Origin of the sequence: Saccharothrix coeruleofusca (assembly GCF_017876325.1) — a bacterium.
GTDB lineage: Bacteria > Actinomycetota > Actinomycetes > Mycobacteriales > Pseudonocardiaceae > Actinosynnema > Actinosynnema coeruleofuscum.
In genome coordinates, this window is sequence record NZ_JAGINV010000001.1 from 5,027,473 (window position 1) to 5,046,628 (window position 19,156).

16 protein-coding genes and 1 riboswitch are annotated in these 19,156 nt (G+C 72.9%); of the genes, 2 read left to right on the forward strand and 14 right to left on the reverse strand.

The annotated features are described in order from the left end of the window. Window positions 1–682 precede the first annotated feature (682 nt). From lnt to bioD, 6 genes are all read right to left on the reverse strand, one after another. The gene (lnt, locus tag JOF41_RS22460) at window positions 683–2,218 is read right to left on the reverse strand and encodes an apolipoprotein N-acyltransferase (RefSeq protein ID WP_229795407.1); all 1,536 of its coding nucleotides are present in this window, start codon (window positions 2,216–2,218) and stop codon (window positions 683–685) included. A gap of 78 nt (window positions 2,219–2,296) precedes the next feature. Continuing rightward, the gene (gene mptB, locus JOF41_RS22465; RefSeq protein ID WP_307867499.1) at window positions 2,297–3,772 is read right to left on the reverse strand and encodes a polyprenol phosphomannose-dependent alpha 1,6 mannosyltransferase MptB; all 1,476 of its coding nucleotides are present in this window, start codon (window positions 3,770–3,772) and stop codon (window positions 2,297–2,299) included. Between the two features lie 168 nt (window positions 3,773–3,940). Then, the gene (locus JOF41_RS22470) at window positions 3,941–4,558 is read right to left on the reverse strand and encodes a DUF2567 domain-containing protein (RefSeq protein WP_229795403.1); all 618 of its coding nucleotides are present in this window, start codon (window positions 4,556–4,558) and stop codon (window positions 3,941–3,943) included. A 36-nt stretch (window positions 4,559–4,594) separates the two neighbouring features. After that, window positions 4,595–4,783: a biotin synthase auxiliary protein BsaP gene (gene bsaP, locus JOF41_RS22475; RefSeq protein WP_189223043.1), complete on the reverse strand. Its 189-nt coding sequence runs from the start codon at window positions 4,781–4,783 to the stop codon at window positions 4,595–4,597. After that, window positions 4,780–5,796 carry a biotin synthase BioB gene (bioB, locus tag JOF41_RS22480; protein ID WP_189223042.1) on the reverse strand — a complete coding sequence of 339 codons (1,017 nt, stop codon included), beginning with the start codon at window positions 5,794–5,796 and terminating at the stop codon, window positions 4,780–4,782. Before bioB ends, bsaP begins: the two co-directional genes overlap by 4 nt. A 123-nt stretch (window positions 5,797–5,919) precedes the next feature. Next, a complete protein-coding gene (bioD, locus tag JOF41_RS22485) occupies window positions 5,920–6,660 on the reverse strand; it encodes a dethiobiotin synthase (RefSeq protein ID WP_189223041.1) in 741 nt (246 codons plus the stop codon). 60 nt (window positions 6,661–6,720) lie between these two features. Between bioD and JOF41_RS22490 the strand changes: the two genes are divergently transcribed. Then, window positions 6,721–6,969 carry a glutaredoxin family protein gene (locus JOF41_RS22490; protein WP_189223040.1) on the forward strand — a complete coding sequence of 83 codons (249 nt, stop codon included), beginning with the start codon at window positions 6,721–6,723 and terminating at the stop codon, window positions 6,967–6,969. 13 nt (window positions 6,970–6,982) lie between these two features. On the opposite strand, the gene JOF41_RS22495 is transcribed toward JOF41_RS22490, so the two are convergent. The 3 genes from JOF41_RS22495 to dnaE form a co-directional block, all read right to left on the reverse strand. After that, window positions 6,983–8,236, reverse strand: coding sequence for an adenosylmethionine--8-amino-7-oxononanoate transaminase (locus JOF41_RS22495; protein ID WP_189223039.1), 1,254 nt, complete (start codon window positions 8,234–8,236; stop codon window positions 6,983–6,985). Next, window positions 8,223–9,449 carry a cytochrome P450 family protein gene (locus JOF41_RS22500; protein ID WP_229795401.1) on the reverse strand — a complete coding sequence of 409 codons (1,227 nt, stop codon included), beginning with the start codon at window positions 9,447–9,449 and terminating at the stop codon, window positions 8,223–8,225. The genes JOF41_RS22495 and JOF41_RS22500 overlap by 14 nt, the downstream gene beginning before the upstream one ends. A 134-nt stretch (window positions 9,450–9,583) precedes the next feature. After that, the gene (gene dnaE / locus JOF41_RS22505) at window positions 9,584–13,114 is read right to left on the reverse strand and encodes a DNA polymerase III subunit alpha (protein WP_209621775.1); all 3,531 of its coding nucleotides are present in this window, start codon (window positions 13,112–13,114) and stop codon (window positions 9,584–9,586) included. A gap of 167 nt (window positions 13,115–13,281) precedes the next feature. On the opposite strand from dnaE, the gene JOF41_RS22510 reads away from it, so the two are divergent. Next, window positions 13,282–14,157, forward strand: coding sequence for an AsnC family protein (locus JOF41_RS22510; RefSeq protein ID WP_189223036.1), 876 nt, complete (start codon window positions 13,282–13,284; stop codon window positions 14,155–14,157). An 84-nt stretch (window positions 14,158–14,241) separates the two neighbouring features. Here the strand turns inward: JOF41_RS22510 and JOF41_RS22515 are convergent, their stop codons facing one another. From JOF41_RS22515 to JOF41_RS22535, 5 genes are all read right to left on the reverse strand, one after another. Then, window positions 14,242–15,171 (reverse strand): RluA family pseudouridine synthase, encoded by a 930-nt coding sequence (locus JOF41_RS22515; protein ID WP_209621779.1) that lies wholly within the window; start codon window positions 15,169–15,171, stop codon window positions 14,242–14,244. Continuing rightward, window positions 15,168–15,746: a signal peptidase II gene (gene lspA / locus JOF41_RS22520; RefSeq protein ID WP_189223034.1), complete on the reverse strand. Its 579-nt coding sequence runs from the start codon at window positions 15,744–15,746 to the stop codon at window positions 15,168–15,170. Before lspA ends, JOF41_RS22515 begins: the two co-directional genes overlap by 4 nt. Before the next feature lie 19 nt (window positions 15,747–15,765). Then, a complete protein-coding gene (locus JOF41_RS22525) occupies window positions 15,766–17,082 on the reverse strand; it encodes an aminotransferase class V-fold PLP-dependent enzyme (RefSeq protein WP_209621781.1) in 1,317 nt (438 codons plus the stop codon). Between the two features lie 41 nt (window positions 17,083–17,123). Beyond that, window positions 17,124–17,238: riboswitch (SAM riboswitch) on the reverse strand. A 50-nt stretch (window positions 17,239–17,288) separates the two neighbouring features. After that, window positions 17,289–18,776 (reverse strand): potassium/proton antiporter, encoded by a 1,488-nt coding sequence (locus JOF41_RS22530; RefSeq protein WP_189223032.1) that lies wholly within the window; start codon window positions 18,774–18,776, stop codon window positions 17,289–17,291. A gap of 76 nt (window positions 18,777–18,852) precedes the next feature. Continuing rightward, window positions 18,853–19,128: a DUF167 domain-containing protein gene (locus tag JOF41_RS22535; RefSeq protein WP_443705667.1), complete on the reverse strand. Its 276-nt coding sequence runs from the start codon at window positions 19,126–19,128 to the stop codon at window positions 18,853–18,855. Window positions 19,129–19,156 lie beyond the last annotated feature (28 nt).

The following is a 19,156-nucleotide window of genomic DNA, read 5'->3' on the forward strand; positions in this document are numbered from 1 at the left end:
AGGCCCCCGTCGGGGAGACCCGACCCGAGCGCGAACCGCCTGACCAGCTTGGTCTCGGAGTCGGAAACGCCGCACGCGGCCCACACCGCCTCCGCGTGAACGGGCAGTGCCGCGCCGGACGCCGTGTGGATCGTGTAGCCCGCGACCGCGGCGCCCGCTTCCCGCCCTGCCGCGGCCGACGCGACTGACGCGGAACTCGACGCCGGGACAACGACCCCGATCGTCACGAAGGTCGCGCCGAGCGCGACACCAAGGCGCGTCAAGAATGATCGACAACCCATGATCCCCCCTGTTTCCCTCATTTTGAAGAGGGTTCCGCCACTGTGGCCGCAGCGGGAGGAATCGACCGAGGCGCGACGCGCCAGATGTTCGACGTCGAGCAAAACCCGAAAACCGGCACACCCCTGTCACGAACTCGCCGGATACCCCCCAGTACCCCAGAACCCCCGTGCGAACAACCATGCCACGGAGCTTTACGAGAGGAAAGAGCACCCCACCAGTTCACCGGGACGGACGAAACCCCGTTCCTCGTCGGGACCACATCGGAACGGAATTCGCAGTGACGACCGCGCCGGTTGGGATATTTCGTGATAGCTGGAATATTCCGGGTGCCAAGAACAATCGCGGGGGAGGTCCCGCTACCCGTCACCAGCGGGCGCGGAAGCGCATGCGCGGTCGCCGCTCAAACCGCCACCGATCGGCTCCGCCGCGACTGCCGAGCACGCCACCCGCGCAGCAGCGGCCATCCCGCGCCGGCGAGCGCCATGAGCGCGAACAGCGCCTCCAGGACACCGCCGAACCTGGTCGCGAGGGTGGTGTCCGACCTCAGCGGCACGCTCTCCACGAGCAGGTCCTCGGTGAACATCCCGGTGGAGCGCACCACGCTGCCGTCGGGCCGCACCACCGCGCTGACGCCGCTGATCGCCGCCACGACCACCGCCCGGCCGTGCTCCACGGCGCGCAGCCTGGCCATGCCCAGCTGCTGGTAGGTCATCTCGCCGGGCCCGTACCAGGCGTTGTTGGTCGGCACCACGAACAGCCGGGCGCCCTCGGCCGCGCTCTCCCGCAGCACCGCGTCGTAGGCCGCCTCGTAGCAGATGCCCACGCCCACGCGGGTGCCCGCGATGTCGAACACGCCCGGCTCGGTCCCCGCGCTCAGGTCGGGCGCCTCGGCGAACGGGGTGACCAGGGTGGCCAGCGAGCGCATCGGGATGTACTCGCCGAACGGCACCAGCTCCTGCTTGGCGTAGCTCGGGCCCGCGCCGGTGCGCGGGTCCCAGGCGATGACCGCGTTCTCCTCCCGCCCGTCCACCCGGCGCAGCGCGCCGATCAGGGTGGGCACGCCCAGCTCCGCGACGGCCCGGTCCAGCACCGGGTCGCGCTCGCCCGCGCCGGTCGCGCTCTCCGGCCACACCACCAGGTCCGGCCGGGGCACCTCGCCGGCGCGGATCCTGGCCGTCAGCTCGGCCGTGGCGCGCAGGTGGTTGCGGCGCAGCGTGTCCCGCTCGTGGAGCAGCCCCAGGCCCACGTCCGGCGCGTTGCCCTGCACCACGGCCACCGTGCGCTCGCCGTGCTGCGCGTCGACGCCGACCAGGGGGGTCACGGCCAGCGCCGCGGCCAGCGGCAGCACCGCCCAGGCCCGCCGCGGGTCGCGGGGCCGGGCCGCCCAGGCCGCCACGCCGAAGCCGGTCACCACGACCGCGAACGACACCAGCGGCGCGCCGCCGATCGCCGCGAGCGGCAGGTACGGCCCCTCGACCTGGCCGAACGCCACGCGCCCCCACGGGAAGCCGTTGGCGGGCACCCGGCTGCGCGCGCTCTCCTGGAGCACGAACAGCAGCGCCGCCCACACCGGCGCGGCGGGCAGCCGCGCCACCAGCGGCACGAGGGCGCACGTGGCGGCCGTGAACAGGGCCATCAGCGCGGACAGCCCGAGCCAGGGCGGCAGGCCGAAGTCACGCCCCAGGAAGTCGTTGATCCACAGCAGGTGCGGCAGGAAGAACCCCAGGCCGAACACGAAGCCCAGCAGCGCCGCGCGGCGCACGCGCACGCCGCGCAGGGTGAACCACAGCACGGCGAAGGCGACGATCGCGGTCCACCACAGCGTGCGGGGCGGGAACGCGACGTGCAGCGCCACGCCCGCCAGCGCGGCGGCGGCGTAGCGCGCCAGACCGGGCACGCGCTTGGTCACCGCGTCGATTCCCGCGCTGATCCCCACGTGCACTCCGATCCGGACTTCGGGCCAGTACCGCGCCACCCGGCGCAACCGCAAGTACTACCCGAACACTCGCGGTAGTCACTTGCTCGCGGCAACCGAGGGGGTGTTCGCGGACGTGGCCGGGGAGCGCCGGTCGAGCTTGCGCAACACCAGCAACGCCAGGCCGACCAGGGCGATTCCCGCCGCGTAGCCGAGGACGAGCTGGCCGACCCGGCCCGCGAAGTTGCCCGCCAGCGGCGGGATCAGCACGGCGAAGACCGCCACGAGCGCGGCCAGCCGGGTCCGCGCGCGTCCGGCGGGCAGGCACGCGGCCAGCGGGACCACCGCCCACAGCAGGTACCAGGGCTGCACCACCGGGCCGAGGACGACGAGCAGGCCCAGCACCGCCCCGAGGCAGGTGATCTCGTCGATCCGCCCGCGCAGCTGCCGGTGCAGCAGGACCGCGATGCCGACCGCCGCCAGCGCGGAGCCGATGAGCTTGCCCACGCCGATCATGGTCTGGGTGATGTCCGCGCCGAACAGCGCGCCGATCCCGCCGGTCAGGAAGCCGAACCAGTTCGTGGGCGCCATCCAGCTGTTGACGCTGCCCGGCGTGCCCAGCGCCCGCAGCCAGCCGAACCCGATGCCGGTCAGCAGGGAGACCACGACGGACACCACGGCGAAGGCGAGGACCATGCCGACCCCCGCGAGCAGGAACTGGCCGAGCGAGCCGCCGCGGCGGCGGGCCAGCGCGGTGCCGACCACCGCCAGCGCCACCAGGGCGGGCAGCTTCACCTCGGCCGCGAGGGCGATGAGCACGACGCCGCAGAGCAGGGGCCACCACCGGACCCGCTCCCGCAGCGCCTCCAGCGCGACGGCCGTGCCCACGAGCATCAGGCCCAGCATCAGCGAGTCGTTGTGGGCGCCGCCCACGAGGTGCCACAGGACCAGCGGGTTGAGCGCGCCCAGCCAGAGCGCGGCGCGCCGCGACGCCCCGGCCGCGTCGGCGAGCCTCGGCAGCGCCCACACCAGCAGGACCAGCCCCAGCACCCCGACCAGGCGGTGCAGCAGGACGCCCATCACCGGGTCGCCCGCCGAGACCTGCGTGACCACCCGCTCGACGGCGCTGAACAGCGGGCCGTACGGCGAGGGCGTGTCGCGCCAGTAGACGCCCACCCGCGCGACGACCTCCGAGGTCGCGCCCAGGGCCTGCGCGGGACCGGTGGTGCTGGGGTCCAGACCGCGCGCGGCGATCTCGCCCTGCGCCAGGTAGCTGAACACGTCGCCGCTGAACAGCGGCGGGGCCAGCAGCAGCGGACCGCACCACAGCGCCAGCGTCCACCGCAGCCGGTTCGCGGTCGGCAGCGGCGCACGGCCCAGCAGCGCCCACGACAGCACCACCAGACCGAGCCCGGCGACCCCGGCGGCCAGCGACGGCGACACCCGACCGGGGAAGGCCACGCCCGCCCAGGCGGCCGCGGTGAGCAGCAGCACACCGCCGAACCCGGTCCAGCGGAGCAGGTCGGGCGACGCGGCCGACGGCGTGGGCGAGCGGTCCAGCGTCGAGAGCGACACCTGTCCTCCGGGGAAGTGGTGCGCGGATCGGCCCGCAGGCGGTGCGCACGATGAACTGGTGATCGACATGAGCGCGATCATCATGACTGGTGGGGAGATCACCGCGGATCGCACTGGGGTCGCACGGACCCGTACGACCTCAGGAGGACCCTCCGGCGGTCGGGACGATCAGCCCAGCCTGCGGCCCAGGTCGTCCATGCCGTTCCAGGCTGCCAGGCAGCCGTAGGCCAGCGCCGCGCCCAGCGGCCAGGCCAGCACGCCCCACCAGGTCTCCAGGTCGGGCGCCTTGGCGATCACGTCGCCCACCGAGGGCGCCGCGCCCAGCGCGTAGCGGCCCGCCGCCGCGCCGATGCCGGTGCGCTGGGCCAGGAAGGCCGCGAGCGCGCCGCCCAGCACCGCCCCCAGCATCACCACCGGCCCGCGCCGCTCGCGCAGCGCCCACACCGCGATCCCGGTCAGCAGCCCGGCGCCGAGCCCGATCAGCACGAACACCATCAGCGCGTCGAGCCGGTGGTAGCTCTCCCCGGTCACCGGGATCAGCGCGCTGTCCTGCTGCACCACCACGTTCTGCGCGGGTGCCAGCCACGCCCACAGCCACCCGGTGGGCAGGCCGAACAGCGCCACCGTCGACAGCACGCCGAACGCGGGCAGCAGGTCCCTCCGCACCACCACGCGCGGCCTGGGCGGGACGTAGTAGTAGGCGAACACCTCGGGAGCCTCCGGGAACGTCCCCGCAGGGGCCGCCTCCACGGGCGGCTGCTGCCCGCCGACCGGTTGTTCCGCCACCCACGACCTCCCCAGCACCACGACGACGCAGGGAGGTTACCGCGCGGAGTGGATCTCCCCGTGGCGGCTGCACGACGCGGTCCACCCGGCGGGGGTGACCTGGACGACCATCCGCCGCGCGCACCGCTGGCAGAAGCGCGGCGGGTCGATCACGCCCAGCCGCCGCGCGCACGCCGCGTGGTCGGCCTCCCCGGTCGGCTTGCCGCAATAACCGCAGTACGTCACAGCGTCTTGCTCAACTCCTTGATCGGCATGGACAGCTCCTGGAGCATGTCCAGGTCCTCCTGCGCGGGGCGGCCCAGGTTGGTCAGGTAGTTGCCGACGATGATCGCGTTGATCCCGCCCAGCATCCCCTGCTTGGCGCCCAGGTCGCCGAAGGTCAGCTCGCGCCCGCCCGCGAAGCGCAGGATGGTGCGGGGCAGGGCCAGCCGGAACGCCCCGACCGCGCGCAGCGCGTCGGGCCCCTCGACCACCGGGTAGTGCTCGTAGGGCGTGCCGGGGTTGGGGATCAGGAAGTTCAGCGGCACCTCGTCGGGCTCCAGCGCGGCCAGCTGCACGGCGAACTCGGCGCGCTGGGCCAGCGTCTCCCCCATCCCGATGATGCCGCCGCAGCAGACCTCCATGCCCGCCTCGCGCACCATCCGCAGCGTCTCCCAGCGCTCCTCCCAGGAGTGCGTGGTGACCACGTTGGGGAAGTGCGAGCGGGCGGTCTCCAGGTTGTGGTTGTACCGGTGCACGCCCATGGCGACCAGCTCGTCCACCTGCTCCTGGGTCAGCATCCCCAGCGAGCAGGCGATCTGGATGTCGTTGCCGTCCTCGCGGATGGCCTTGATGCCCTCCCGGACCTGGGAGAGCAGCCGCTGGTCGGGGCCGCGCACGGCGGCGACGATGCAGAACTCGGTCGCCCCGGTCTCGGCGGTCTGCCTGGCCGCCTTGACCAGGCCGGGGATGTCCAGCCAGGCCGAGCGGACCGGGGAGGGGAACCGGCCGGACTGGGAGCAGAAGTGGCAGTCCTCGGGGCAGCCGCCGGTCTTGACCGAGACGATGCCCTCGACCTCGACCTCCGGGCCGCACCAGCGCATCCGCACCCGGTGGGCGAGGTCGAGCAGGTCGCCGATGCGCTCGTCGGGCAGCTGGAGGACCCGCAGCACCTGCTCCTCGGACAGCCCGACACCGCGTTCCAGCACCTGCTCCCGCGCGACGCTGAGCACGTCGAGCTGTTCCGGGGCTGTGGTCACTGCTCCTCCTCGGTGTCGGGCTCGGGTTCCGGCTCGGGGCCGGCTCGGGCTCCGGGCCAGTGTGCCCCACTGATCGGCCGCGCGGGCGCGACGTCGGTCACTGGGCGGTCATCCGCCGGGAGGTCACTGGTCGGGCTGGTGGGCGTGCGGCGCCGCGTGCTCCTCGGTGAACCGCTCCGGGTCGAAGGTGCCGCCGAACCACGGCGACAGCGCCGCCGTCGCGACCTCCAGGAACCGCGCGCGGTCCAGCGCCGTGGCCCCTTCGGGCAGCGCGCCCAGCAGCGGCGCGCCCGCGGCCTCGGGCAGGTCCACCAGGTTGCAGCGGGCGGCCAGGTCGGGCTCGGCGGGCCAGCGCCCCACCACGACGCCCACCGACTCCAGCCCGCGGCGCAGCAGCGCCTCGGCGGTCAGCGCGGTGGTGTTGAGCGTGCCCAGCCCCGCCTGGGCGACCACCAGCACCGGGGCGTTGAGCGCCCACGCGGCGTCGGCGATGGTGGAGCCCTCGTCGTCGAAGCGCACCAGCAGCCCGCCCGCGCCCTCGACCAGCACCAGGTCGTGGTCGCGGTGCAGCTCCGCCGCCGCGGCGGCGACCTGCTGGGGGCGCACCGGGGGCTCGCCCGCCCGGCGGGCGGCCGTGGCGGGGGCCAGCGGTTCGCGGTAGCGGCGCAGCTCGCGGGTGGTGACCGGGCCCGCCAGGCGCACCACCTCCGCCAGGTCGCCCGGCTCGTGCGCGGCGACTCCGGTCTGCGCGGGTTTGAGCACGGCGACCCGCTGCCCCCCGGCGGCGGCCACCGCCGCGAGTGCGGCGACCACCGCGGTCTTGCCCACCTCGGTGCCCGTGCCTGTGATCACGAGGACGCTCACGGCCGTTCACCCTACGGCCGCGCGCGGCGCGGTCACAGGTGGAGTTCTAAAGTCACCGTCATGGGTGAGATCGTCCTGTACGGCGCGGACTGGTGCGGGGACTGCCGCCGCGCGAAGGCATGGCTGCGGGAGAACGGGGTGCCGTTCACCGAGGTGGACGTGGAGCACGACGAAGCGGCGCGCGAGCGGGCGGTCGAGATCGCGGGCGGGCGCAAGAACATCCCGGTGGTGGTCCTGCCCGGCGGGCGGGTGCTGGTCGAGCCGACGAACGTCGAGCTGGCCGAGGCCGTGCGGGCGGCGACGGCCTGACGCCGAGGCCGGGTCAGCCCGCCTTCGCCGCCGCGGCCACCGCGGCGGCGATGGCGGCCACCTCCTCGTCGGTGCAGGTGAACGGCGGCATCGTGTAGACCAGGTCCCGGAACGGCCGCAGCCACACGCCGTGCTCGACCGCGGCGGCGGTGGCGGCGGCGATGTCCACCTCGTGGTCCAGCTGCACCACGCCGATCGCGCCGAGCACCCGCACGTCGCCGGGCGCGCCCGCCAGCCCGGCGCGCAGCCCGGCCTCGATCCGCCGCACCGCGCCGCGCCAGTCCGACGACAGCAGCAGCTCGACCGAGGCCAGCGACACCGCGCAGGCCAGCGGGTTGCCCATGAACGTCGGCCCGTGCGCCAGCACCGGCACCTCGCCCAGGGAGATCCCGTCGGCCACCCGCGCGGTGCACAGCGCGGCGGCCATCGACAGGTAGCCGCCGGTCAGCGCCTTGCCCACGCACATCACGTCCGGGCTGACGCCCGCGTGGTCGGCGGCGAACAGCTCGCCGGTGCGGCCGAAGCCGGTGGCGATCTCGTCGAAGACCAGCAGCACGTCGTGCGCCAGCGTCAGCTCCCGCAGCACGTGCAGGTAGCGGGGGTCGTGGAAGCGCATCCCGCCCGCGCCCTGCACGACCGGCTCGACGATGACCGCGGCCAGCTCGTCGGCGTGCCGCTCGACGAGCTGGGCCAGCTCCGCGACGTAGGCGGTGTCCAGCTCGGCGGGCGGCGCGGAGGCGAACACCTGCTCGGGCAGCACCCCGCGCCACAGCGCGTGCATCCCGCCCTCGGGGTCGCACACCGACATGGGCTGGAAGGTGTCGCCGTGGTAGCCGCCGCGCCAGGTCAGCAGCCTGCGCTTCTCCGGTCGCCCCTGGGAGCGCCAGTACTGCAGGCACATCTTGACCGCGACCTCGACCGACACCGAGCCCGAGTCGCACAGGAACACGTGCTCCAGCGGGTCCGGGGTGATCTCCACCAGCTTGGCGCACAGCGCGACGGCGGGCTCGTGGGTCAGGCCGCCGAACATCACGTGGCTCATCCGGTCCAACTGGTCGCGCACCGCGGCGTCGAGCACCGGGTGCCGGTAGCCGTGGATGGCCGCCCACCACGAGGACATGCCGTCGATCAGCTCGCGGCCGTCGTCCAGGCGCAGCCGGACACCCGACGCCGAGGTGACCACCAGCGGCGAGCGGGTGCCCGGCATGGGCCCGTACGGGTGCCAGACGTGCGCCCGGTCCAGCTTCAGCAGCTCATCGCGCTCCACGGGGTGCGAGGTTAACCGGCAGCGAGTACAGGCCGCGGATCAGCGTGCCCTCCCGCCACCGCAGCGTGTCCGGGTCGGCCGCGAGGGACAGGTCGAACCGGTCCAGCAGCGAGCCGATGGCGATCTCGCCCTCCATCCTGGCCAGCGGCGCGCCCAGGCAGTAGTGCACGCCGTGGCCGAAGGCCAGGTGCCCGCCCGCGGGCCGGGTGATGTCGAGCTTGTCCGCGTCGGGGAACCGGTTCGGGTCGCGGTTGGCCGAGGACAGCGCCACGAAGACCAGCTCCTCGGCCGGGATCACCGTGCCGCCGAGCTCGACCTCCTCGGCGGTGTAGCGGACGGTCGCCTGGTTGACCGGTCCCTCCAGGCGCAGGAACTCCTCGATCGCGTTGGGCAGCAGCGAGCGGTCCGCGCGCAGCGCCGCCAGCTGGTCGGGGTTGCGCAGCAGGTGGTAGGTGCCGTTGCCGATCAGGTTGACGGTGGTCTCGTGGCCCGCGATCAGCAGCAGGAACGCCATCGCGATCAGCTCGGCGTTGTTGAGCTGGTCGTCCTCGTCGCTGGCGTGCACCAGCGCGGAGAAGATGTCGTCGCCGGGGTGGGCCCGCTTGTGCTCGACCAGCTTGGCCAGGTACTCCGCCATCGCGGCGCCCGCGTCCCTGGTGGCGATCGGGTCGGTGCCGCCGACCAGGGTGTTGGACCACTCGCGGAACTGCTCGCGGTCGTCCATCGAGACGTCGAGCATCTCGCAGATCACCGTGATGGGCAGCGGGAACGCCAGCGCGTCCAGCAGCTCGACCTCGGACTTGCCGTCCATCGCGTCCAGCAGCTCGTCGGTGATCTGCTGCACGCGGGGGCGCAGCTGCTCGACGCGGCGGGCGGTGAAGGCCTTGGTGACCAGCTTGCGCAGCCGGGTGTGGTCCGGCGGGTCCATGTTGAGCATGTGGTGCGCGAGCGTGTCGTTGAACTGCACCCGGTCGGCCGGGTCGCCGACGAAGTGCCGGTCGATCAGCCGCTCGTCGCGGATGTCCTTGCGGAAGCGCGGGTCGGCCAGCGCGATGCGCGCCTCTTCGTAGCGGGTGACCAGCCAGACCTTCAGGCCGCGCTGCAGCACCACCTGGGTGGCGGCGGCCTGCTCGCGCATCAGGGCGTGGATCGAGTGCGGGTCGTCGAAGTAGTCCTGCTCCAGCCGCGGCACCTCGATGGTGGCATCGCCCACCGGAACCCCCTCCTCATGTTGGGTTAACACTGTTTACCCAACGTTCGGTGTCGCTCCGGTGTCCCCGAGTCACCGCAATGTCACCCGATCGGCCTAAGAACTGCCGGAGGTTCACCCGCGCGGGGGGTGCCCGGTCAGCCCAGGCACCCCGGTCCGAGCAGCGCCTTCAGGTCGCCCATCAGCGACGGCGTCGGGCTGACCCGCAGCGCGTCGTCCAGCTTGAGCACCGTGTTGCGGCTGCTGTTGATGATCAGGTTGAGGTGCACCTCGGTGGTGCCGGGGTGCGCGGCCAGCACCTCCTTGAGGGAGGCCACCAGCTTCGGGTCGCAGCGCGAGGCCGCCAGCTTCAGCTTCAGCGCCTGGTTGCCCAGCTCGTTGAGGTCCGGCACCACCAGGTCGTTGGCGATCAGCGAGATCCGGTCGTCCCGCTTGGCCACCCGCGCCTTGACCAGCACGATCGCGTCCTCGGCCACGGACATGCCGTGCACCGCGAAGCTCTTGGGGAAGAACAGCACCTCGATGCCACCGGCCAGGTCCTCCAGCTGCGCCGAGGCCCACGGCTCGCCGTTCTTGTTGACCCGCCTGGTCACCGACGCCAGGATGCCGCCGATGGTGACCTGCTGGCCGTCGGGCACATCGCCTTCCAGGATGCGCGGGATGGAGGCGTCCGAGTAGGACTCCAGGATGCCCTCCACGCCGTTGAGCGGGTGGCCGGACACGTACAGGCCCAGCATCTCCCGCTCCAGCGTGAGCTGGTGCTTGGACTCCCAGTGCTCGTCGGGGATCTTGACGTCGAACACGCTGGCCCCGTCGTCCCCGCCGCCGTCGCCGAACAGGTCGAACTGCCCGCGCGCCTCCTCCTTCTTGGTCAGCATGATCGCGTCGACCGCCTCGACGTGGACCATGTGCAGACCCTTGCGCGGGTGGCCCAGCGAGTCGAACGCCCCCGCCTTGATCAGCGATTCCACGACCTTCTTGTTGCAGACCGTGGCGTCGACCTTGCGCAGGAAGTCGGAGAAGTCGACGAACTTCCCCTTCTCCTTGCGCGCCTTGATGATCGCGTCGACCACGTTCGCCCCGACGTTGCGGATGGCGCCCAGGCCGAACCGGACGTCGTCGCCGACCGCGACGAACTCGCGCTCGGACTCGTTGACGTCCGGCGGCAGCACGGTGATGCCCATCCGGCGGCACTCGGCGAGGTAGATCGCCGACTTGTCCTTGTTGTCCGAGTTCGTCGTCAGCAGCGCGGCCATGAACTCGGCCGGGTAGTTCGCCTTGAGGTAGGCGGTCCAGTAGGAGACCAGGCCGTACGCGGCGGAGTGCGCCTTGTTGAAGGCGTAGTCGGCGAAGGGGACCAGGATGTCCCACAGCGTCTTGACCGCGTCCGGCGGGTAGCCGTTCTTCAGCATCCCCGCCTCGAAGCCCGCGAACTCCTTGTCCAGGATCTCCTTCTTCTTCTTGCCCATCGCGCGGCGCAGCAGGTCCGCTTGTCCCAGCGTGTACCCGGCCAGCTTCTGCGCGATCGCCATGACCTGCTCCTGGTACACGATCAGGCCGTAGGTCGTGCCGAGGATGTCCTCCAGGTCCTCGGCCAGCGCCGGGTGGATCGGGGTGATCTCCTGGAGCTTGTTCTTGCGCAGCGCGTAGTTGGTGTGCGAGTTCGCGCCCATCGGACCCGGCCGGTAGAGCGCGCCCACCGCGGAGATGTCCTCGAAGTTGTCCGGCCGCATCAGCCGCAGCAGGTCCCGCATGGGCCCGCCGTCGAGCTGGAACACGCCCAGCGTCTCGCCCTTGGACAGCAGCTGGTAGGTCTTCTTGTCGTCGATGCCGATCTTGTCCAGGTCGACCGGCGGCTTGCCGTTGAGCTCGATGTTCTTGAGCGTGTCGTCGATCGTGGTCAGGTTGCTCAGGCCCAGGAAGTCCATCTTCAGCAGGCCGAGCGTCTCGCAGGTCGGGTAGTCGAACTGCGTGATGATCGCGCCGTCCTGCGGGCGCTGCCACACCGGGATGTGGTCCATCAGCGGCTCCGCGGACATGATCACCGCGCAGGCGTGCACGCCCGCGTTGCGGATCAGGCCCTCCAGGCCGCGGCCGGTGTCGATGATCTCCTTGACCTGCGGGTCGGTCTCGTACAGCGCCCGGACCTCGGCGGCCTCGGCGTACCGCTTGTGCGACGGGTCGAAGATGCCCGACAGCGGGATGTCCTTGCCCATCACCGCGGGCGGCATGGCCTTGGAGATGCGGTCGGCCACCGCGTAACCGGGCTGGCCGTACAGCACGCGGGCGGAGTCCTTGATCGCCGCCTTCGCCTTGATGGTGCCGAAGGTGATCACCTGGGCGACCTTGTCGGCGCCCCACTTCTCGGTGACGTAGCGGATCACGTCGCCGCGCCTGCGCTCGTCGAAGTCGATGTCGATGTCGGGCGGGCTGACCCGGTCCGGGTTGAGGAACCGCTCGAAGATCAGGCCGTGCGCCAGCGGGTCCAGGTCGGTGATGCCCATGGCGTAGGCGATCAGCGCGCCCGCGGCCGAGCCTCGGCCGGGGCCCACCCGGATGCCGTTGGCCTTGGCCCAGTTGATGAAGTCGGCGACCACCAGGAAGTAGGACGGGAAGCCCATCTGGAGGATGACGCCGATCTCGAACTCCACCTGCTGGCGGTGGACCTCGTCCACGCCCTCGGGGAAGCGCCGCCGCATCCCCTCCCAGACCTGCTCGCGGAAGTACTCCGCCTCGGTCTTGCCGTCCGGGATCGGGTAGCGCGGCATCAGGTTCTGGAAGGCGAACATGCCGGTGGTGTCGACCTTCTCGGCCACCAGCAGGGTGTTGCGGCAGCCCTGCTGCCAGGCGTCGGAGGAGTCGATGGCGCGCATCTCGTCCGGCGACTTGAGGTAGTAGCCCTGGCCGTCGAACTTGAACCGGCCGGGGTCCTGCAGCGTCTTGCCGGTCTGCACGCACAGCAGCGCGTCGTGCGCGTCCCGGTCCTCGGCGAAGGTGTAGTGCGAGTCGTTGGTCACCACGAACGGGATCTTGAGCTTGTTCGCGATGTCCAGCAGGCCGTCGCGGACCCGGTGCTCGATCTCGATGCCGTGGTCCATCAGCTCGACGAAGAAGTTGTCCGCGCCGTAGATGTCGCGCCACTTGGCGGCGGCCTCCAGCGCCTCCCGGTCGTGGCCCAGGCGCAACCGGGTCTGCACCTCGCCGGAGGGGCACCCGGTGGTCGCCATCAGGCCGGCGGAGTGCTCGGCGATCAGCTCGGCGTCCATCCGCGGCCACTTGCCCAGCTGCCCCTCGGTGGAGGCCCGGCTGGACAGCTTCATCAGGTTGTGCAGGCCCTCGTTGTCCCTGGCCCAGATGGTCTGGTGGGTGTAGGCGCCGCTGGCGGAGACGTCGTCGGACTTCTGGCCGGGGTCGCCCCATAGCACGCGCTTCTTGTTGAAGCGCGAGTCGGGGGCCATGTACGCCTCGATGCCCACCACCGGCTTGATGCCCGCCGCGGTGGCCTGCTTGAAGAAGTCGTAGGCGCCGTACATGTTGCCGTGGTCGGTGATGGCGGCGGCGGGCATCCCCAACCGCTCGCACTCGGCGAACATGTCCTTCAGCTTCGCCGCTCCGTCGAGCATCGAGTACTCGGTGTGCACGTGGAGGTGCACAAACGAGTCGGCCACCCCAAACCCCCTTGTGTACCAGGCACTAACAGCAGATGACGGCGACGAGCCAGCCGCAGGGAGCACACTAGTCCGTCGGGGTGGTCCGCGCCGCCCCGGCTCGCCGTGAGCTCGGACGCGCCGGGGTCGTGGCGCGCCGATCTTGGTGGGCGGGTAGCGTTCGAGTCGTGGTCGCGCCCGATCCCGTCGACGCCCGCCTCCTCGCGATGATCGCGGAGATGGGCCGAGCCGCCGTGCACGAGGTGGCGGCGCGGCTGGGCATGGACCCCCGCGAGGCGGCCACCCGCCTGATCACCCTGTCCGGCAGCGGGTTGCCGCTGCTGGTGGGCGTGGAGTGCGACCCCAACGGCATCCGCAAGGCGCTGGCCAACAGCGTGGCGTGGGGCAGCTACACCGGGCCCGCCCAGGGCACGGCCAGCGGCCCCTACCCACCACCCGGCTCGGTGCGCGGCACCCCCAGCGGGCCCTACCCGCCCCACCCCGGCCCGCAGGGGCCGCCCAGCCAGCCGTTCCCGGCCCAGCCGCAGTCCGGCCCGGTCCCGGTGCCCGAGCCGATGAGCACGTGGGGACCGCCGCAGTCGGCGGGCTGGGCGCGCGGCGACCAGCAGCCCGCGCCCCGGTCGCGCACCGGCAAGATCGGCAGCACCCTGGAGACCGAGGGCCTGGAGGGCGCCCGGTTCACCATCCAGCTGGTCGAGGTGGTCGACCCGGCGGACTTCCTGTTCACCGCGGCGGGCTACAAGCTGGCCGACGGCGAGCGGGCCGTGGTGGTGCACACCGAGCTGGCCAACATCGGCACCGTGCCGTTCAACGCCCTGCCGGACATGTACCTGGTGCTGATGACCAACACCGGTGAGACGGTCAGCAAGGCCCCGGTGTCGCTGTCCTCCCGGCCGCCGCACAAGATCGGCGTGCAGCCGGGCGAGACGGCGGGCGGGCACACCGTGTACGTCCTGCCGGAGAACGTCACCGTGACCTCGGTCCGGTGGAGCTCCCGGCCGGAGACCGACCTGAACACCCTGGTCTGGACCGTCGACGACTGAGGCCGGGGGCGGCCCCGCGCCCGAACGCCCGGTTCGCGGTGTCCGAACGCTCGGTTCGCGGTGCCTGAACGCTCGGTTCGCGGGTCAGCCTTCGGCGCGGAGCTGGTCGAGGGCTTGGGCCAGGTCGGCGGGGTACTCGCTGGTGAACTCCACCCACTGCCCGTCGGCCGGGTGGTGGAAGCCCAGCGTGCGGGCGTGCAGCCACTGCCGCGTCACGCCCAGCCGCTTGGCCAGCACCGGGTCGGCGCCGTAGGTCAGGTCGCCCACGCAGGGGTGGCGCAGCGCGGAGAAGTGCACCCGGATCTGGTGCGTGCGCCCAGTCTCCAGGTGCACGTCCAGCAGCGACGCGGCCCGGAACGCCTCGACCACCTCGTAGTGGGTGACGCTGGGCTTGCCGTTGGCCATCACCGCGAACTTGTAGTCGTGCTTGGGGTGGCGGTCGATCGGCGCGTCGATGGTGCCGCGGATCGGGTCCGGGTGGCCCTGCACGAGCGCGTGGTAGAGCTTGTCCACCGTGCGCTCCTTGAACGCCTGCTTGAGCACCGAGTAGGCGTGCTCGCTCTTGGCCACCACCATCACGCCGGTGGTGCCCACGTCCAGCCGGTGCACCACGCCCTGCCGCTCGGCCGCGCCCGAGGTGGCGATGCGCACGCCCGCGGCGGCCAGCCCGCCGACCACGGTCGGCCCGGTCCACCCCGGACTGGGGTGCACCGCCACGCCCACCGGCTTGTCGACCACGATCACGTCGTCGTCCTCGTAGAGCACCCCCAGGCCCTCCACCGGCACGGCCTGGACGCTCACCGGCCGCTCCGGCTCAGGCAGGGTGATCTCCAGCCACGCGCCCGCGACCAGCCGGTCGGACTTGCCCGCGGGCTGTCCGTCGAGCACCACGTCGCCGGACTCGGTCAGCGCCGCGACCGCGGTCCGCGACAGGCCAAGCAGCTTGGCCAGGCCCGCGTCGACGCGCATCCCGTCCAGCCCGTCGGGCACGGGCAGGGTTCGGTAGCCGCTCATGCCTTCTTCTCCACCCTGGTGCCGTCGTAGTCGCGCTGGAGCAGGGCCATCAGCACGATCACGCCGCCGCCCACGCAGATCGCCGAGTCGGCGAGGTTGAACACCGGGAAGAAACCGCCCCACGGGTCGAGCACGGAGATGAAGTCCACCACGTGGCCGCGCAGCGGGCCGGGCGCGCGGAACACGCGGTCGACCAGGTTGCCCAGCGCCCCGCCGAGCACCAGGCCCAGCCCGATCGCCCAGCCGACCGACCGCAGCTTGCGGGCGATCCACAGGATGAAGCCGACCACGCCGAACGCGATCAGCGCCAGCACGAACGTCCACCCCTCGGCCATGCCGAAGGCCGCGCCGGGGTTGCGGACCAGCGGCAGGTACAGCAGCCCGCCGAACAGCTCGACCGGCTGCCGCCCCTCCAGCTCGGCGACCGCGACCACCTTGGTGGCGATGTCCAGCGCCAGCACCACCGCGGCGAGGACGCCCAGCAGCAGCACCCGCCTGGGTGGCGGGGCGGGGGCTCCCGGAACTGCCTCGGGTTCGGCGTTGGGCTCAGTGCTCACCGGCCCATTGTCCCGCATCGGGTTCGCGCGACCGCACTCAGACCAGGAACGGCGGCAGCGGCCGGGTGTCCTGGGCGGGCGCCCAGCGGCCGTCCCGCTGGGCGTAGTCGACCCGCGGCCCCTCCAGCACCAGCGACCGCAGCGCCGCCACGAGCCGGTCCACGTGCTCCTCGGTGCTGCCCAGCCCCAGCGACGCGCGCAGCGCCCGCTGCCCGGCGGCCAGCCGGTGCACCGCCACGTGCGCGCAGAACGCGCCGTCGCGCACGCCGATGCCGTGCTCGGCGGACAGCGCGGCGGCCAGGTAGCCCGCGTCCTGCCCGCCGACGACGAAGCTGACCACGCCCACCCGGTCGTGCTCGGCCCCGAACAGCGACAGCTCGCGCACGCCGGGCACGGTGGCCAGGCCCGCCCGCAGCCGCGCCAGCAGGCCGCGCTCGTGCGCGCCGGTGCGCTCCCAGTGCCGCCCCAGCACGTCGCAGGCCACGCCGAGGGCGTGCGCGCCGACCACGTTGGGCGAGCCCGCCTCGTGCCGCTCGGGCACCGCCGACCACGCCACGCCCAGCCGGTCGCCGTGGTCGGTGACCAGCGCGGTCGCGCCGCCGCCGACCAGGTACGGCTCGGCGGCCCGCAGCCAGTCCGCGCGACCGACCAGCGCGCCCGCGCCGAAGGGCGCGTACAGCTTGTGGCCGGACAGCACGGCGTAGTCCACGTCCAGCGCCTTGAGGTCGACCGGCCGGTGCGGGGCCAGCTGGGCGGCGTCGAGCACGACGCGCGCCCCGTGCCGCCGGGCCACCGCGGCCAGCTCGGCCACCGGCCACACCTCACCGGTCACGTTGGACGCGCCGGTCACCACGACCAGTCGCGGCCCCTCGGGGCAGGCGCGCAGCGCCCGGTCCAGCTCCAGCACCGCGCCCGCCGCCGAGGAGGGCGTGCGCAGCCGCCGCACGCCTGGTCCGCGCCACGGCAGCAGCGCGGCGTGGTGGTCGGTGTCGAACAGCACCACCGAGGTGCGCCGGGGCAGGGCTCGGGCCAGCAGGTTCAGCGCGTCGGTGGTGTTGCGGGTGAACACCACCGCGTCGCCCGCCCTGGCGCCGAGGAACCGCCGCACCGCGTCGCGGGCCTGCCCGTAGACGCGGGTGCTGACGTGGGAGGCGAACCCGGCACCCCGGTGCACCGAGGCGTACCAGGGCAGCAGCTCGTCCACCGCGTCGCGGACCTGCTCCAGGCAGGGCGCGGACGCGGCGTGGTCGAGGTTGGCGTACTCGACGAACTGCCCGGTGACCAGGGGGACCTTCAGGTCCGCCCCGACCACGCGGGGCAGGGCGGCGACGGGACGGGGAACGGCGACGGTCACGACGAGCCTCCGGCGGCCTCGGGGGCCCCTGCTCGACAGGAGGCCCGCGCTTGCCCGGCGCACCCCGCGCCGGACCAGGTCCTCACCGGGGGCACCCCACCGCGGTAGGAGGGTTGCCGGCCAGCTAGCCCGGGCTTGTCGCTGGCACTCATGACCTCGCCCACGACGTTAGCGGCGGACCCGCCCGCCGTCGAGCCCCGTCCGGATCATGGGATCTCGCGGCCCGTGTCGCCCTTCCAGCGGGCCAGCCTGCCCGCCCGGTCCACCGCCCGGATGCGCTGCTCGACGGCGGTGCGCACGCCTTCGGTGCACACCACCAGCAGCTGGTCGCGCTCCTGCAGCCGGGTGGTCGACTGCGGGGTGAACCCGCCGCCCTCGCGCACCACCAGGCTCACCGAGGCGCCCACCGGCAGCCGCAGCTCCGACAGGTACACGCCGTGCAGCTTGGACCCGCGCTGGATGCGCACCTGGAGCAGCTCGGCGTTGAACTGGTCCAGCGCCGAGGAGTCGAACTGCACCTCGCTGGCCTCCCCCGAGCGCACCAGCCCCAGCCAGCGGGCCAGCCTGGGCAGGGTGGTGCCCTGCACCAGGGTCAGCAGGATGACCAGCACGAACACCGCGTCGACCAGCTGGTCGGCGCCGGGCACCTGCTGGATGAGCGGGATCAGGGCGAACACGATGGGCACCGCGCCGCGCAGCCCGGACCACGACAGGAACACCTGCTCGCGCCACGGCACCCGGAACGGCGTGGCGGCCACCAGCACCGACAGCGGCCGGGCCACCAGCAGCAGCACCGCGCCCGCGACCAGGGCGGGCACCAGCGCGTGCAGCAGCCGTTCCGGCGAGGCGTACAGGCCCAGAAGCACGAACAGGCCGATCTGGGAGACCCAGCCCAACCCCTCGGCGAAGGACAGCGTGTCCGAGCGGTGCGGCAGCCGGGCGTTGCCCAGCACCACCGCCGCGACGTAGACGGCCAGGAAGCCGGAGGCGTGCGCCAGGTCGCCCGCGGTGTAGGCGAGCAGGCACACCGCGACCGTGGCCAGCGGGTACAGGCCGGTGGCGGGCAGCGCCGCGCGCCGCAGGCCCACGGCGCCCAGCAGGCCCAGCGCCACGCCGATCGCCGCGCCCGCGACCAGCTCGTAGACCATCAGCAGCGGCGCGGTCCAGGTGATCGGGTCCGGCGAGGCCAGCAGCACCACGGCGATGTAGACCGGGGCGTCGTTGATGCCCGACTCCAGCTCCAGCGCGCCGATCAGCCGCCTGCCCACGCCGACCGAGCGCAGCACGCTGAACACCGCGGCCGCGTCGGTGGAGGACAGCACCGCGCCCCACAGCAGCGCGGTGCGCCAGTCCAGGCCCAGCAGGTGGTGCAGGGCCACGCCGGTGACCGCGACGCTGACCCCCACCGACACCGTGGACAGCGCGATGCCCAGGCCGAGCGCGGGTCTGACCGCGGCCCACCGGGTGGTCAGGCCGCCCTCGGTGAGGATCAGCACGAGCGCGGCGGTGCCCAGCGAACGGGTCAGGTCGGCGTCCTCGAACTCGATGCCCAGCACCGACTCGCCCAGCAGCACGCCGATGGCGAGGTAGAGCAGCAGCGAGGGCAGCCCGAGCCTGCTCGACACCCGTACCGCGATGGCGGCCACCAGCAACACCGCCGCACCGATGCCGAGGAAACCCGTGACACCACCCACTCGCCCTCCCCGCTGTCGCCCGGTAGTGGGTGCATTCTTCCTTGACGATCTCGAAGTGGACGAATCGGGCACCGACTCAACCGAGCAGCGCCGCGAGCACCTCCGCGCCGTCGTCGGGGGCCGGGTCGATCACCACGACCTTGTCCCGCCCGCGCTCGCCGGAGGCGATGGCCACGTCCTGCCTGCGCACCCCGAACGCCTTGGCCAGCGCCTTGCGCACGGCCTCGTTGGCCTTGCCCTCGACCGCGGGCGCGGCGACCGCGACCACCAGCGCCCCGTCGCCCCACCGGCCGCCGACCGCGTCCCGCCGGGCTCCCGGCTTCACCCGCACCCCGAACCTCAGTCCCGCCACCGCGTCACCGTACGACGGCGGTCCCACG

Coding starts and splice junctions, on each gene's coding strand:
- JOF41_RS22490 (WP_189223040.1), top strand. CDS start 6,721: ATGGGTGAGATCGTCCTGTACGGCGCGGACTGGTGCGGGGACTGCCGC.
- JOF41_RS22515 (WP_209621779.1), bottom strand. CDS start 15,171: ATGAGCGGCTACCGAACCCTGCCCGTGCCCGACGGGCTGGACGGGATG.
- lspA (WP_189223034.1), bottom strand. CDS start 15,746: ATGCGGGACAATGGGCCGGTGAGCACTGAGCCCAACGCCGAACCCGAG.